Consider the following 15,063-nt stretch of genomic DNA (forward strand, 5'->3'; position numbering starts at 1 on the left):
CTCAAAAGCCGAGAATCAGACGAAGGGGGTCAAAATTCGGGCGTCGACACGGGGTCAGTTTTCAGGCGACGCCGACACTCATGGCAGACCGGGCCTGAATTGCTCATATCGACAAAGCGCATGGACTCATCGTTTGGTAAGAACGCTGCGAATCGTGTCGAGGAATCATACGGCGACGCAAAGAATCTCGCGCTCCGCCACCCTCTGGCTGCGCTCGGGTTCGCCTACTCCTTACGCTCGACCGCCTACACGGATGAACGACGACAGTTCGATTGGATCGTCGACCTACTCATCAAGCTTGGGCGAGAAGATGACGCATACGATGCGTGCGCCCTCATCGTCCCCGAATGGGAAGGTGACGCACCTTCGGACATCGCGCCGGGAACCGACGACGTCGTCATCGACCCCGATGACGTTGACATTGAGGATGTCGACGAGGAGTCGACTGCGAACGTAACCGACCAGATTGCGTCTTTGCCGAATGTTGCTCTGCGGCACGATCTCGTGCCCGAGGAACTCAGCCCGGCGCGCTTCTTCGCCGTGCTATTGACCATCGTTCTGGGAAACTCAAGCATCACTCAGCACGAGCAGGCGCGCGTGCGGCGTAGTGAAGCTGCCAACCAGGCTCCGGCAGCAGATGGATAATCGGTGAATCGGCCCGAGTCGTGGGTTCGCTCGCCGCTAGCCTCGCCGGGAACGCCTGGCACCGGACCGCGATACGGTGCACAGTACGCCCTAACCCGTCTGGCTGGAGGCTGGTTTGAAGCTTGATAAGTCGGACCTTCAACTCGAAACAATCGTTACCCGCATCAATAACAACGAATTGGATTTGCAACCCAGTTTCCAGCGAGGGGAAATCTGGGACTCCAAACGCCGCCAGCGACTAATCGACACGATTCTACGCGGATGGTACGTACCGGCAATTCACGTAGTGGTCGACACTGAAGAGAATGAGCTCGTCCTCGACGGACAACAGCGCCTGACGACGATACGCGATTTCTTTGGTGACCGGATAGTCGTTGACGGATTCATTGAACCAACGGACGCCCGGGTGAGCGCACTAGACGGCCTCACTTACTCAACTTTGCCTGAAGATGTACGCAAAGCCGTTAACCGTTTCCCTATCCAAATAATCACTTTGAGAGACTACAATCCGCAAGAGCCAAACGAGCTGTTCTTTCGGCTGAATCAAGCATACAACTTGACTCCGTCAGAGAAGCGGAACGCGCTCCATGGGCCTGCACGCGATCAGGTTAAGGACCTGGTAGTCAAACTTACGGAAGACGGTCTCCTACAACGTGAGACTATTGGCTTTGCGAACGGTCGCCTCGCCTATGACGACATCATTGCGCGCGCTTGTGTCACGCTCGAACTTGGCAATATGCGTACGCATATTAACAATAATGTCGTCGAAAAATACTATCGAGGCTCCGAATTCACACCCGAAACGATTGACAAAGTTGAGAGAGCGGGTAGGCGCCTACTTGAGCAAATTACCAATTGTCCAGAAAAGCGTGTACGTTTCAATAAGGGAACCCTTCAGACCTGGATCCTATATTGCCATTGGGCCTCGGTCTTATCTCCAATTCCGCTATCCTTACTTAGCTCTTTCGAACAGGATCGCACGAAGGTCAGACGTGGCGACCTGGACCCATCTTCGGCGGAACAGTCACCCTTATATGAGGTCCTCCGAATATACGATGATCGTGCGTCATACCGCGTGACTGACGTCTCATCAGTGCTAGCACGTGACCTAGCGATTCATTTGTATTCAGAAGATTTCTTGAACACTCCCGGCGTAAAAGGATCCAGTGACCTACTAGTAACTCTTCATAAGGCGCCAAGAGCGTCGGTTCAAAACGAGTTTTTTGAATTCATCGACTCCTCTGATTGGGGCAATCCAATCATCGAGGAGCACCACGATCAATGAGAAGGTCAAAATTTGAGGGCTCGTGGGCTGCGCTCAAGCGCGCTCGCGCTAACAAAGCTGCCGATGTCCGTGTGTTATCTGACGGAATTAGCGTTGACTTGTCGCAACCATGCCTAGTTCTAGGAGGAAGAAACGGTGCCGGGAAGACTCGGATCCTTCGCTCCATCGCAGGCCTTAGTGACGTCGATGGAATCCTCATAGACCTTCACCACTTGGCAGAACAGGCCCTGATTATTCTCCGATCCCGAGTTGACTTTGACATGATGGCGGAGGAGTACACGCCTCTATCTCTGAGCGACGACACGAATTCAGCGGTATCGCAGATAGTAGGTCGCGACTACGATCTGGTCGAGTGGTATTCGTTTGAAGTGGAACCAAGCGATCCCGAGGTCGCTCAACGATTCCGCTGGTCTGGCGAACAAAGCCTAATTCCTTTTTTTCGTGTTGAACGCCGAGGGCTCACTTACACATCACGCGATATGGGCCTGGGTGAGTTTTGCGTGCATTTCTTGTTTTGGATCCTTGAGCAGTACCGCGAGGAGAAGACGGTCACCCTGCTACTCGATGAGCCCGATGCCTACCTGCCCCCAATCGGGGTGTCCACACTTCTCCACCATATCTTGCGAATCTGTTTATCACGGAATTGGAATGTGATTCTGACAACGCATTCAGAGGAAATGATCCGACAGGCGCGGAAACATGACGCCTTTATGTTGTTGCGATTGGATGGTGAGGAACCCCGAGCAATTCACTGCAAAGACGATCCCACGATCGGAAACACACTTCTCACTTCGCCTCCCATCCAACTACTTCTATTCTGCGAGGATGAGTCCGCCTGCGCGCTCACTCGCGCCCTCCTGGACCTCGCTGATCAAGAGTTGTCGGAATGCACGAGCGTCGTGTGGGGCGATGGCGACGGCTACCTCGTCACACTTCGACGATCTATGCCGCGCCCGCCCGATCCAGACCTCGAATTTGCGTTCGTGTTTGATGGCGATCAACGAAGCGCAGTCCCCCATTCGACTCCTCCGCAATGGCCAGCGGTTTTCTTGCCGACCGAGGATGATCCTGATGACTTGTTCAAAGCCCTCGCTAGCAATGTGGACGAGCTCGCCGGCACCCTCGACGAACCCCGCCACAAGCTCGTGGAAATTCTCGACGCCTTGGAGGGGGAGGACGGACACGATTGGGTCAACCGATTGGCGGATCGTTACGGTCGACAGCTCGTGCTCACTCGCGTCGCAAACCTTTGGGCTCGTCTACACCCGGCGGAGGCAACCGCGTTTCTTGAAAGCATCAGAGCAGGCCTCGAGCACCAGATACACACGAGCACGGCTGCTGGCGGCCCGCCATAGGCTCGCTCTGCGTGTGCCTGACGTTCGTAACCGCCGTTGGCGTTCTCGACGATCTCCAGCCCTGGGGGTGTGCGGAGAGCTCGCTGGTGGCCGGCGTGTCCAATCAGTTGGCCTCGTAGCACGTCGCCCGTCATCTGCAGGTCGGTACAAGCCCGACGGGCCAGCCCAATCCGTCATACCGAGTCCGCAGTCAGTCCGCAGCAGTCCACTGCTCGGCCCATGCCCACCAATCCAACCAACACTCTCGCCAGGGCATTCTTTCCCCAGCCAACGCAGTCAACTCAATCAAACGCGCTGGTGTCGTGGTTCGGGACGAAGAGGTCGTGGGTTCGAATCCCGCCACCCCGACTGTGTGATGTGTCAAGACATCGGAATGGCTCTGAACCTGCGTTTTGGGTTCAGGGCTTTTTCTTTGGGCGTCCGCAGATCGCGAATGAGCCACCTGAAACGTGTTGCCACCAAAGCGGTCCACGTCGGAACGCCGCGGCGGGAGGCCAAGGCATCTACACCTGGAAGGCGAGCGCGTAGCCGACCGGGATCATCGCGAAGTACGCGGCGATGCCAACCGGGACACCGATCAAAGGTGTCAGACGGAGACGCGCAGCGACGCCTGCACCTGCGACCGCCGTTGCCGTGCCCACCGCCAGGCACATCCAAGGAATGAATACGAGCACGTTCTGGCCCCGCGCCGAGAGCGAGCACACCGCATCGGTGCTGGTCTCGTAACAGCCGTCGGTGGCCATCGCCAGCGGCAGCATCGCCACGACGCTCAAACCGAAACCAGCTAGTCCCAGTACGGCGAGCACCCCAACGAACCACGCCCAGTGCTTGTCATACCGCCGGGAGTGATCCTCACCGGCGGGGGCGTCAGGCGGGCCGGGCGGCTCCGCATCGGCAGTCACGGAGGTCACTCTCCTTCGCGAGATGGGTGGTTCCGAGAGGATGGACACGGATCGCTTCCGAAGTACCGAACACATGTTTGACCGGCGCGGATGCGGGTAATGATGAATACGTGACTTTACCGTCGACGCTAGTCGAGCCTGCCCTGCCGAAGGCCGTCGGACCGCTGTCCGCGACCGTCATCGACCTCCTTCAGCGAGGCCGCCCCTCGTTGCCGTTGCGGCCGATCGACGTGCCGATGTTCGACGCCGACCCGTACGGTCTCGACCTCCAGCTCGCGCTCTACATCTGCTACGAGTTGCACTACCGCGGATTCGCCGGCGTCAGTGCCCGCTGGGAGTGGAACCCCGCGCTGCTGCACCTGCGTGGCCGGTTCGAGGAGGCGTTCCTCGACGCGGTGCGCCAGGACGTCGGCGAGATCGCCGAGGGCGAAACCGCGGAGGCCGAGATGGACAAGCTGTCGATCGAACCGGTCGACGGCGAGGGTCCGTCATACTTCCTGCGCGACAAGGGCAGCTGGGAGCAGATGCTCGAATACTTCGTGCACCGCTCGGTGTATCACCTCAAAGAGGGTGACCCCCACGCGTGGACCATCCCGCGTCTCGCCGGACACTCCAAGGCCGCGTTCGTCGCCGTGGAGTTCGACGAATTCGGCGGTGGCCGTGGCGAACACGTGCACCAACACCTGTACGCGGAGTTGATGGATGCGGCGGGCCTCGACTCGTCGTATCTCGGCTACCTCGACAACGTGCCCGCCGATGCGCTGGCGTCGGTCAACCTCATGTCGCTGTTCGGGTTGCACCGCGACCTGCGCGGCGCCTCGATCGGACATTTCGCGTCGACCGAGATCACGTCGTCACCCGGGTCGCGCCGGTTGGTGGAGGCGTTGCGCCGCATGGGCGCTCCCGACGCCTGCGTGGCGTTCTACCAGGAGCACGTCGTCGCCGATGCGGTGCACGAGCAGGTGGTCCGCACCGATGTCGTCGGTGACCTGGTTGCGCGGGAGCCGCATCTGGATCGCGACGTGGTGTTCGGAATCCGCGCTCGGGATGTCGTCGAGGAGCGACTGGCCAAGCACGTGATGGAGTGCTGGACTGAGAACCGCTCGTCGCTACGCCGGCCGCTGAGCTGACGCGGTCTTTGCGGCCGACGCGTTCTGCTTGGCAGGCGCGTCGGCGCGCTTGCGACACCGGTGGCTGGTGTCGCACAACGGATAGTCCTTGCTGCGCCGGCACGTGCAGACCGCGACCATGAACCGGTCGGATTCCACCACCTGACCGTCGGGCATCTCGATGCGCACCGGTCCCTGCACCATCAGCGGGCCGTTGGGCACCACCCGCACCGTACGAGGTTCGCAGTCGCTCACGGCTTGTCGGCCCGGATCACGAGCAGTTCTTCTTCGCGACGACCCGGTTCCAGGCGGCCGCACTCCTCGAGCCACATTGCGCGCGACGACAACACGGGTCCGAAGGGAATCCACTGTCGCGCAACGATTTCGGTGTCCAGTCCGGCGCTGGCCAGCGCTCCGAGCGTCTGGCGCGGATCGGCGAACTCCGACTGCACGAGTAGCAGACTACCGCCGTGGTCGAGAAGATCGGGAACCGCGGCGCACAGCGGGTCGAGCACGAGACGACCGTCGCACCCGGCGTCCCACGCGCGGGGCGGGCCCACGTACGTCGGAAGCGGATCGCATTCGGCGGTCGGATCATGCGGAACATACGGCGGATTGCAGAGGATCAAATCGAACGGGCCGAATTCGGCTGCCCGCGCCCATGATCCGAGATGCACATCGACGTCCACTCCGGATGCCAGCGCATTGCCCCGCGCACAGTGCACCGCGCGGGGGCAGATGTCGAATGCGGTGACCGATGCGGCACCCTGTTCGGCCGCACCGATGGCGACCACGCCGCTTCCGGTGCACAGGTCGACGACGTGGCGACCCCGTGCCAATGCGCTTTGGTCCATGACCGAAATGAGCAGCTGAGAATCTTCCTGCGGCGCGTAGACGCCCTCATCCGCGACCAGGGGTCCACGGACATCGGTGTATGCGGTTGTCACAACGGCCTTTCGACAGGGTTCTTCTGCTGCCTAGGGCAGCACTGCCCGAAATTAATGCCCCGTATCCGGCGTGTTAAAACGTCAGCGCTCGTTTTACCCGTACCCCGCGTGGGCACATGATTAGCGTGCAAGCCTCCGATATCGCCTCGTTGCCCATCCGCTTCGGCGCCGCCCTGCGTGAGCGACGCCTGTTTCATCCGTCCGGGGTGATGGCGGAGGGGATTCTCGAACGCATCGCGCCCGAGGGCGAGGGGTTGCCGATGAACTCGTGCGACGTCATCGCACGCGTATCCAAGGGGGTCGGACTGCCGGGCGCCGTACCTGACGTCGCCGGGCTGGCATTCCGGATTCCGCCGCCACCGGACCTGCGGGCCTGCAGTCCCTGGGATGTGCTGTTGGCGTCGACGGTGGCCGGGACGCGGGTCGGGCTCGCGCCGGTGCTGTCCTGGTCCGGCGCGACGTTCTCGAGCCTGATGCCGCTGCGCTTCCACGACGGCCTGTGGTGGGTGCGGGCGCGACTGGCCACCCGGATCGATGCGCCCGGGCTGTCGCTGGATGCCGTGGAACAGCAGATCGACGCCGACGGGCTCACGTTCAACATCGACCAGGCGCCCGGGACGGGGGCCTTTCGCCCGCTCGCCCGGTTGACGCTTCGTCACGTGGACCCCAGCTGCGACGACATCGCCTTCGATCCGGCCATGCACAGCGACCCCGAGGTCGAGTTGGCTCCGCGCTGGCTCGGCGACTTCAGGCGGTCGGCCTACAAGCGCAGCAGGCAGGGCCGCGACGCCGAGTGATCAGGCCGTCGGTTCGCCGCCGGACTCCGCGACGTCGGGAGCGTTCTCGCGGGTAGCCATGCCCCCGTCGCCGCCCTTGTCCTGCGGTCCCGTCCGTTGTGCCTTGCGCTTGTCCCGCTCTTCGGCGTCGTTGTCGTCGTAGATGCCTTTTCCGGTCGGCATATCGATCCCTTCTAGTTGGCTGCGGTCCGCAGCTTGTCCAGCAGTGGCGCCGCGGCCTCCTTGAGAAACTGCTCCTGGCCCTCGTCGCCGATCTGAACCATCGCGATGTCGGTGAAGCCGGCTTCCCAATACTTGCTGACCGCTTCGACGATCGCGTCGAGATCGGGTCCACAGGGGATGGATTCGGCGACATCCTCCGGGCGCACATACTGCGTCGCGCCGTCGAAACCGGCGGTCGTCGGCAGGTCGGAGTTGACGGCCCACCCGCCGCTGAACCACCTGAACTGGTCGTGGGCCCGGCGCACCGCGGCGTCTTTGTCCGTGTCCCAGCAGATCGGGATCTGACCGACGACCCGGACATCGCCGGGCAGGCCGGTCGCACGCCGGGCCTCATGCCACGCGTCGACCAGATCCTTGTTCGGTTCGACCGCGATCAGGTGATCCGACAGCGGCGCGAACGTCTCGACCGACCGCTCACCCGAGACTGCGGTCGCGATCGGGACCGGGGTTTCGGGAATGTCCCACAACCGCGCCGAGTCGACCTCGAAGTACTCGCCCTTCCAGTCGACGAGTTCGCCGGTGAACAGCTCGCGGATGATCTGGATCGCCTCGCGCAGCATGTCCTGGCGCCGCGCCACCGTCGGCCACCGTTTGCCGACGACATGCTCGTTGAGGTTCTCCCCGCTGCCCAGGCCGAGGTTGAAGCGGCCGTCGGCGAGGATCTGCAGTGTCGCGGCCTTCTGCGCGACGACCGCCGGGTGATAGCGCATCGTGGGGCAGGTGACGTAGGTGAACAGCCCGACGCGTTCGGTGGCGTGCGCGACCGCACCCAGCACCGACCACGCATACGGCGCATGACCCTGCGCGGACAGCCACGGGAAGTAGTGGTCGGAGGACACCTCGAAGTCGAACCCGGCCTCCTCCGCCGAAACGGCGTAGCGGACAAGCTCTTTTGGCCCGCTCTGCTCTGTCATCAGGGTGTATCCGAACCGCGTCATGGGTGCCGGGTACCCGAGCCTTACCGGGTGAAAACGATCGCCGCCACCGACTACAGCCGGGCCTTCACCGCCGCTGACAGCCGGGCTCCATCGGCCTTACCCGCCGCGATTGCGGTCGCGGCCTTCATCACCAACCCCATCTGCTTGGGTCCGGGCCGCTCACCGATCTCCTCGGCGACCTGGGCGATGGCTGTGTCGGCGACGTCAGCCAGTTCGGCCTCGGTCAGCGGCGTCGGGAGGTACTCGTCGATGACGCGCGCCTCGGCATGCTCGTTGGCGGCCAGCTCGCCGCGGCCATTCTGGGTGTAGATCTCCGCCGACTCGCCGCGTTTCTTGGACTCCCTGGCCAGGACCTTGAGCACCTCGGCGTCGGTGAGTTCCCGCGACTGCTTCCCGGACACCTCTTCGGTGGTGATCGCGGCGAGCAGCATCCGCAGCGTCGCGGTGCGCAGCTTGTCCTGGGATTTCATCGCGGCCGTGAGGTCGGCCCGCAACCGCTCCTTGAGTTCGGCCATGCACCAAAGCTACGCCGTCACCACGTTGTCAATTCGAACCATGATCGACAGGATGGTGGCCATGAGCACCGACGCCGGCGGGTCCGGGTACGCAGGCCCACCGCCGCCGGGCTATCCACCACCGGGCTACCCGCCCTATTACGCACCGCCGCCGGGATATCCGCCTCCCGGCTACGCGGCCCCTCCGGGGTACGGCCCCCCTCCCGGCTATGGACCGCCTCCGGGGTACGGCCCACCGCCCGGTTATGGGCCACCTCCGGGCTACGGACCGCCGGGCCCCGGTTACGGGCCCGCGGCGCTGAAACCGGGCGTCATTCCCCTGCGCCCGCTCACGTTGTCGGACATCTTCAACGGCGCGGTCGCCTACATCCGGGCCAATCCGAAAGCGACACTCGGCTTGACCACCATCGTCGTGGTCGCCACCCAGCTGATCGCGCTGATCCTCTCGGTCGGCCCGCTCGCCGTCGGTGGGCAGCTGGTGCCGACGCTGAGCGGCGACGAGGAGGTGTCGACCGGTGTCCTGGTCAGCACCATGCTGTCGAGTCTCGCGGGATCGGTCGCGACGGGGTTGGCGTCCATTCTGCTCAGTGGTCTGCTCACCGTCGTCGTCGGCAGAGCCGTCTTCGGCTCCGGCATCACCATCGGGCAGGCGTGGCAACGGCTTCGAGGCCGACTGTGGGCGCTGATCGGATTCAGCGTCCTCGAGGTGCTCGGCGCGATGCTGCTGATCGGTGCCGTGGTCGGCATCATCGTCGGCATCGGATTCGCGGTCGGCGGGGCGGCCGCGGTGCTGATCGGAATCCCGTTGGTACTGGTCCTCATTGCCGCCCTGGTGTATCTCGGGACGATGCTGACCTTCGCTCCGGTCATCATCGTGCTCGAGCGGCTCGGCATCGTGGCCGCCGTTCAGCGGTCGTTCGCGTTGATCAGGCGAGACTTCTGGCGGGTCTTGGGCATTCGGCTACTGGCCGTCATCGTCGCTCAGCTCGTCGCCGGTGCGGTCGCCTTCCCGTTCAGCCTCGGCGGGCAGATCATCTTGATGGCTGCGTCGACGACGGTGGCCGCACTGTTCGCTCTGGTGCTGCTGTCGGTTGGCGGCGCGATCGGCCAGATCATCACCGCACCATTCAGCGCGGGTGTGGTGGCTCTGCAGTACACCGACGAACGCATCCGCAGAGAAGCCTTCGACCTGGTGCTGCAGACCGGGGCCGGTTACGGTCCCGCCGCCCCGTCCGACTCCACCGACCATCTGTGGCTGACCCGCCAGAACTGACGTGCCCACGATAGACATCGACAGCGATGCCGCACACGAGGCCGCGCAGCGAGAACTCGCAAAACCCATCTATCCCAAGCCTTCCCTGACCGAACGGCTCAGCGACTGGATCGACGATCTGTTGTACCGGCTGGTGGCCGAAGGCTCGTCGATACCCGGCGGCTGGGTGACGATCACGGTCCTGCTGATCCTCGTCGCGGTCGCGGTGATCGTGGCGATCCGGATAGCACGGCGCACCATGCGAACGGGCAGCACTCGCGACGCGGCGTTGTTCGGCGAGCACGAACTCACCGCGGCCCAGCACCGGGCCGCCGCCGACCGATACGCAGCGGCAGCCGACTGGGCCGCAGCGATTCGCCACCGCCTGCGTGCCGTCGCTCGCCAGCTGGAGCAGACCGGTGTCCTCGACCCGGTCCCCGGCCGCACCGCCACCGAACTCGCGCGTGACGCGGCCAGGGAGCTCGCCCATCTTCGTGACGAGTTATCCTCTGCGGCAACGGTGTTCAACGACGTCACCTACGGAGAGATACCCGGCACCGAGGAGGCCTACCGGCTGGTGGCCGACCTCGACGACCACGTTCGGTCGCGCAGCGCGGGCATCTCCACCACCACAGCCGCGCCCGTGTCGTCCGACGGTTGGGCGGAGATTCGATGACCTCCGCAGTGGAACCGACGATGCGTCAGCGATTCCGCGGAGTGCGCTGGATCCTGTTGGCGCTGGCCGTCATCGTCGCGTTCGCCACGCTGAGCGCCTACCTCACCGCACCCCGTCCGGGGGGACGGATGGATCCGGAGTCGACCGGTCCGGACGGGGCGCGAGCCCTGATCACGCTGTTGCGCGAGCACGGCGTCGACGTCGTCGAAGCGCCCGATATCGCGGCGGTCGAGGCGGCCGCCCGACCCGACACCCTGCTGGTGGTGGTCCAGACCTATCACCTCGTCGACGGCGATGTGCTCGAGCGGCTGGCCGCGTTGCCCGGTGATCGTTTACTGGTACAACCGAACTCGCCCGCCCGCCGGGCCCTGGCGCCAGACGTGAAGCTGAGCGGAGCCACCGCGTTCGGCGGTGGGGAACGGCCGGACTGCGATCTGTGCGAGGCCACCCGGGCCGGTGCCGTGCAGTTCAGCGTGAGCGATACCTACGAGGCGACGACCGATGACATCGAGTTGACGCGCTGCTACGACGGCACCCTCGTTCGCTACACCACCGACGACAGGGACATCACGCTGGTCGGCGATTCAGGGTTCATGACCAACCGCGGGCTGCTCAAGGCGGGCAACGCCGCGCTCGCGATGAACCTCGCCGGCGCCGATCGGCGAATGATCTGGTACGCGCCGCAGTTCACCGAGGGTGAATCCGACGGTGCCTCAAGCCTGTTCGATCTCGCACCCGAGCACGTGAGCTGGATCCTGTGGCAGCTCGTCGCGGTGGTGGCACTGCTGGCGCTGTGGAAGGGCCGCCGGGTCGGCCCACTGGTCGCCGAACGCCTGCCCGTCGTCGTACGGGCCTCCGAAACGGTGGAGGGACGCGGCCGGCTCTACCGTTCGCACCGCGCGCGCGACAGCGCCGCCGACGCGCTGCGCACCGCGGCCCTGCAGCGCATGCAGCCCCGCCTCGGCCTAGGTGTCAATCCCGATCCGACCGCGGTGGTCCAGGCGATCTCCGCACAGTGCGACGTCCACCCCCAGTGGGTCGCGCACAGCCTGTTCGGCCCACCCCCCGACGACGACGCCGCACTGGTCAACCTCGCACGGGAACTCGACAACATCGAAAGGCAGGTCACACGCTCGTGACTCAGGCAGACGGAAACGATTCCGCGCGAACCGCATTGCTGGCGCTACGTGCCGAGATCGCCAAGGCCGTCGTCGGACAGGATGCCGTGGTCAGCGGACTGGTGATCGCGCTGCTGTGCCGCGGCCATGTGCTCCTCGAGGGAGTTCCCGGCGTGGCCAAGACCCTGCTCGTGCGCACCCTGGCGGCGGCGCTGCAGCTCGACTTCAAACGCCTGCAGTTCACACCCGACCTGATGCCCGGCGATGTCACCGGCTCGCTCGTCTACGACGCGCGCACCGCGGAGTTCGAGTTCCGGTCCGGACCGGTGTTCACGAACCTGCTGCTGGCCGACGAGATCAACCGGACGCCACCGAAGACCCAGGCCGCTCTTTTGGAGGCCATGGAGGAACGTCAGGTCAGCGTGGAGGGCAAGGCCCGGCCGCTGCCGGACCCGTTCATCGTTGCCGCCACGCAGAATCCGATCGAGTACGAAGGCACCTATCAGCTGCCCGAGGCGCAACTGGACCGATTCCTGCTCAAGCTCAACGTGCCGCTGCCGTCGCGCGACCAAGAAGTCGCGATCCTCAATCGGCATGCCCACGGGTTCGACCCCCGGGATCTGTCTGCCGTGCAGGCCGTCGCGGGCACCGCCGAGCTGGCCGCCGGACGCGCGGCTGTGCGACAGGTCCTGGTCGCCGAAGAAGTGCTCGGGTACATCGTCGACATCTGCACTGCGACACGGCATTCGCCCTCACTGCAACTCGGGGTTTCACCCCGCGGGGCGACGGCACTGCTGGCGACGGCCAGGTCGTGGGCCTGGTTGTCGGGGCGCAACTACGTCACCCCGGACGATGTCAAGGCGATGGCCCGCCCCACCCTGCGTCACCGCATTGCGCTCCGGCCCGAGGCCGAGCTGGAGGGCGCCACTCCCGACGGTGTGCTCGACGGAATTCTCGCGGCAGTACCGGTGCCACGCTAGTGATCCTGACCGGACGGGCCGCGCTGGTCGCACTGGTGTGCGTCCTGCCGATTGCGGCGTCACCCCGGCCGGCGGTGACGTTCGCCGTACTGTTGGGCGCGCTCGTTGTGCTCCTCGCGCTCGACGCCGCGCTGGCCGGCAACACCCGCCACGTGCGGTTCACCCGGTCTGGAGACAGCACCGCGCGGCTGGGCCAGGAGGTCACGACGGCGTTGGTGGTCGAGAACGCCGGCCGGCGCCGCTTGAAGGGGTTGGTGCGCGACGCCTGGCCGCCGAGCGCACGGGCCCAACCTCGGATCCAAGAGGTGGACCTTGCTGCGGGGCAACGGCTTCGGCTCACGACGACGTTGCGGCCGGTGCGACGTGGAGACCAGGATTCATCTCTGGTCACCGTCCGCGCTACCGGTCCGCTGGGGTTGGCCGGGCGACAGAGCTCACATCGGGCCCCGTGGCGGGTCCGCATCCTTCCGCCCTTCCTGTCGCGCAAACATCTCCCGTCGCGGCTGGCCAAACTCCGTGAGCTGGAGGGCAATACGCCGGTATTGATCCGCGGCCAGGGCACCGAGTTCGACTCGCTGCGCGAATACGTCATCGGCGACGATGTCAGGTCGATCGACTGGCGTGCCTCGGCCCGCCGCGCCGACGTGGTGGTCAGAACGTGGCGCCCCGAACGCGACCAGCGGGTGGTGATCGTGCTCGACACCGGGCGCACGTCGGCGGGCCGCGTCGGAATCGATCCCACCTCCGACGACCCGTCGGGGTGGCCTCGGCTGGACTGGTCGATGGATGCCGCGCTGCTGTTGGCCGCACTGGCCTCGCGGGCCGGCGACCACGTCGATTTCCTTGCCCACGACCGGGTCACGCGGGCCGCGGTGTTCAACGCCTCGCGCACCGAACTGCTCGCACAACTGGTGGCGGCGATGGCCCCGATCGAGCCGGCGCTCATCGAGTCCGACGCCGGCGCCATGGTCGCGGCCGTCCTGCGCCGCGTCCGCAGGCGCGCGCTGGTGGTGCTGCTCACCGAACTCAACGCCTCCGCGCTCGACGAGGGGCTGCTGACCGTGCTGCCGCAACTGACGGCCAAACACGGCGTGCTCATCGCCGCGGTCGCCGACCCCCGCGTCGACACGCTCGCCGCGGGCCGCGCGGACGCTCCGCAGGTCTACGACGCCGCCGCGGCCGAACGGGCCCGCAACGAACGGCGGGCGATCGCCTCTCGGCTGCGGAGCCGAGGGGTCGACGTGGTCGATGCCCCGCCCGAAGACCTGGCGCCCGCACTAGCCGACCACTATCTGGCGATGAAGGCCACCGGTCGCCTTTAACCGATCGGCACGATATCGGGCGCGTCCTCGATGTCACCCGTCTCGCCGATGCGCTCCGCTCGGCGCCCGAAGTGGAAGACGTACGCGAGGAATCCGATCTCGGCGACGACGCCGATCGCGACACGCGCCGCCGTGGGTAACGGCGACGGCGTCACCAGCGCCTCGATCAAGCCGGAGATCAACAAAATCGCCACCAACCCGCCCGCCACGGCGCCGATAGCGCGGCCCTGTTCGGCGAGCACCTGCCCGCGCGGTCGATCACCGGGCGAGATCACGTTCCAACCCAGCCGCATCCCCGCACCGGCCGCCAGGAACACCGCGGTCAGCTCGAGCAGCCCGTGCGGGGTGATCAGGCCGAGGAAGACGTCGCCCTTGCCCGCGCCGAACATCAGCCCTGCGGCCACGCCGAGGTTGGCCGCGTTCTGAAACACCACGTACGGGATCGGGATGCCGAGCAGGATGGCAAAACCCAGACACTGCAATGAGATCCACGCGTTGTTCACCCAGACCTGTAGCGCGAACGAGGCCGCCGGGTGCTCGCTGTAATACGCGGCGAAGTCGTTGTTGACCATCTGGTCGATCTCGTCCGGCGTCCCGATCATGGCCCGCACCTCCGGGCTGCCTGAGACCCATACGGCGATCAGCGCGGTGACCGCGAAGAACGCGAGAGCCGTGCCGATCCACCACCGCCGGGACCGGTAGGCCACCACGGGGAAGGACACCGTCCAGAACCGCACGAACTCGCGCCACAGCGGGGCGTGCGCACCGGTCACCGCAGCCCGCGCCTGCGCAATCAGGCCCGAGAGCCTTCCGATCACCACCGGGTCGGCGCTCGCGGAGCGCATGATCGACAGATGCGTCGACACGCGCTGATACAGGTCGACCAACTCGTCGACCTCGGCGCCGGTGAGCTGTCGACGGCGCTTGATCAGCTGCTCGAGCCGGTCCCACGTGGGGCGGTGCGCGAGCACGAACGCGTCGACATCCACGCGCTGAATCC

16 protein-coding genes and 1 pseudogene are annotated in these 15,063 nt (G+C 65.1%); 10 read left to right on the top strand and 7 right to left on the bottom strand.

Annotation, left to right across the window (positions count from 1 at the left end; genetic code table 11):
* The 3 genes and pseudogenes from A5752_RS22610 to A5752_RS27580 all read left to right on the top strand — a co-directional run.
* Nucleotides 1–645, top strand: a pseudogene (locus A5752_RS22610) (hypothetical protein); the annotation flags it as partial.
* A gap of 115 nt (nt 646–760) precedes the next feature.
* The gene (locus tag A5752_RS27255) at nt 761–1,930 is read left to right on the top strand and encodes a DUF262 domain-containing protein (RefSeq protein WP_082964022.1); all 1,170 of its coding nucleotides are present in this window, start codon (nt 761–763) and stop codon (nt 1,928–1,930) included.
* Between the two features lie 212 nt (nt 1,931–2,142).
* Nucleotides 2,143–3,285: an ATP-binding protein gene (locus A5752_RS27580; protein ID WP_156614113.1), complete on the top strand. Its 1,143-nt coding sequence runs from the start codon at nt 2,143–2,145 to the stop codon at nt 3,283–3,285.
* Between the two features lie 503 nt (nt 3,286–3,788).
* Here the strand turns inward: A5752_RS27580 and A5752_RS22620 are convergent.
* Nucleotides 3,789–4,187 carry a hypothetical protein gene (locus A5752_RS22620; RefSeq protein WP_156614115.1) on the bottom strand — a complete coding sequence of 133 codons (399 nt, stop codon included), beginning with the start codon at nt 4,185–4,187 and terminating at the stop codon, nt 3,789–3,791.
* A 110-nt stretch (nt 4,188–4,297) separates the two neighbouring features.
* Between A5752_RS22620 and A5752_RS22625 the strand changes: the two genes are divergently transcribed.
* Entirely contained in the window at nt 4,298–5,317 is a 1,020-nt protein-coding gene (locus tag A5752_RS22625) for an iron-containing redox enzyme family protein (protein ID WP_067090515.1), read from the top strand.
* Here A5752_RS22625 and A5752_RS22630 read toward each other — a convergent pair.
* Both A5752_RS22630 and A5752_RS22635 read right to left on the bottom strand, forming a co-directional pair.
* Nucleotides 5,297–5,551, bottom strand: coding sequence for a CDGSH iron-sulfur domain-containing protein (locus A5752_RS22630; protein WP_197500704.1), 255 nt, complete (start codon nt 5,549–5,551; stop codon nt 5,297–5,299). The two genes, A5752_RS22625 and A5752_RS22630, sit on opposite strands and share 21 nt — an antisense overlap.
* Complete coding sequence (locus A5752_RS22635; protein WP_067090518.1) at nt 5,548–6,243, bottom strand: HemK2/MTQ2 family protein methyltransferase; 696 nt, start codon at nt 6,241–6,243, stop codon at nt 5,548–5,550. Before A5752_RS22635 ends, A5752_RS22630 begins: the two co-directional genes overlap by 4 nt.
* 116 nt (nt 6,244–6,359) lie before the next feature.
* Between A5752_RS22635 and A5752_RS22640 the strand changes: the two genes are divergently transcribed.
* A complete protein-coding gene (locus A5752_RS22640) occupies nt 6,360–7,040 on the top strand; it encodes a phosphodiesterase (protein WP_156614117.1) in 681 nt (226 codons plus the stop codon).
* On the opposite strand, the gene A5752_RS27805 is transcribed toward A5752_RS22640, so the two are convergent.
* From A5752_RS27805 to A5752_RS22650, 3 genes are read right to left on the bottom strand one after another with little or no spacing between them, the layout of a single operon-like run.
* On the bottom strand, nt 7,041–7,202 hold the full coding sequence (locus tag A5752_RS27805; RefSeq protein WP_197500705.1) for a hypothetical protein: 162 nt from the start codon (nt 7,200–7,202) through the stop codon (nt 7,041–7,043).
* An 11-nt stretch (nt 7,203–7,213) separates the two neighbouring features.
* Entirely contained in the window at nt 7,214–8,200 is a 987-nt protein-coding gene (locus A5752_RS22645; RefSeq protein ID WP_067090522.1) for an LLM class F420-dependent oxidoreductase, read from the bottom strand.
* 50 nt (nt 8,201–8,250) lie between these two features.
* Nucleotides 8,251–8,715: a GatB/YqeY domain-containing protein gene (locus A5752_RS22650; RefSeq protein WP_067090525.1), complete on the bottom strand. Its 465-nt coding sequence runs from the start codon at nt 8,713–8,715 to the stop codon at nt 8,251–8,253.
* Nucleotides 8,716–8,776: 61 nt separating this feature from the next.
* Between A5752_RS22650 and A5752_RS22655 the strand changes: the two genes are divergently transcribed.
* From A5752_RS22655 to A5752_RS22675, 5 genes are read left to right on the top strand one after another with little or no spacing between them, the layout of a single operon-like run.
* The gene (locus A5752_RS22655; RefSeq protein ID WP_197500706.1) at nt 8,777–9,988 is read left to right on the top strand and encodes a hypothetical protein; all 1,212 of its coding nucleotides are present in this window, start codon (nt 8,777–8,779) and stop codon (nt 9,986–9,988) included.
* Between the two features lies 1 nt (nt 9,989).
* On the top strand, nt 9,990–10,643 hold the full coding sequence (locus A5752_RS22660) for a DUF4129 domain-containing protein (protein WP_067090528.1): 654 nt from the start codon (nt 9,990–9,992) through the stop codon (nt 10,641–10,643).
* Nucleotides 10,640–11,782 carry a DUF4350 domain-containing protein gene (locus tag A5752_RS22665; RefSeq protein WP_067090530.1) on the top strand — a complete coding sequence of 381 codons (1,143 nt, stop codon included), beginning with the start codon at nt 10,640–10,642 and terminating at the stop codon, nt 11,780–11,782. Before A5752_RS22660 ends, A5752_RS22665 begins: the two co-directional genes overlap by 4 nt.
* Nucleotides 11,779–12,741, top strand: coding sequence for an AAA family ATPase (locus A5752_RS22670; protein ID WP_067090533.1), 963 nt, complete (start codon nt 11,779–11,781; stop codon nt 12,739–12,741). Before A5752_RS22665 ends, A5752_RS22670 begins: the two co-directional genes overlap by 4 nt.
* Nucleotides 12,741–14,063, top strand: coding sequence for a DUF58 domain-containing protein (locus tag A5752_RS22675; protein ID WP_067090536.1), 1,323 nt, complete (start codon nt 12,741–12,743; stop codon nt 14,061–14,063). The genes A5752_RS22670 and A5752_RS22675 overlap by 1 nt, the downstream gene beginning before the upstream one ends.
* On the opposite strand, the gene A5752_RS22680 is transcribed toward A5752_RS22675, so the two are convergent.
* Nucleotides 14,060–15,052 carry a stage II sporulation protein M gene (locus A5752_RS22680; protein ID WP_067090538.1) on the bottom strand — a complete coding sequence of 331 codons (993 nt, stop codon included), beginning with the start codon at nt 15,050–15,052 and terminating at the stop codon, nt 14,060–14,062. The genes A5752_RS22675 and A5752_RS22680 overlap by 4 nt on opposite strands.
* Nucleotides 15,053–15,063: the final 11 nt, after the last annotated feature.

Source organism: Mycobacterium sp. 852002-51961_SCH5331710 (assembly GCF_001665535.1).
Taxonomy (GTDB): Bacteria; Actinomycetota; Actinomycetes; order Mycobacteriales; family Mycobacteriaceae; genus Mycobacterium.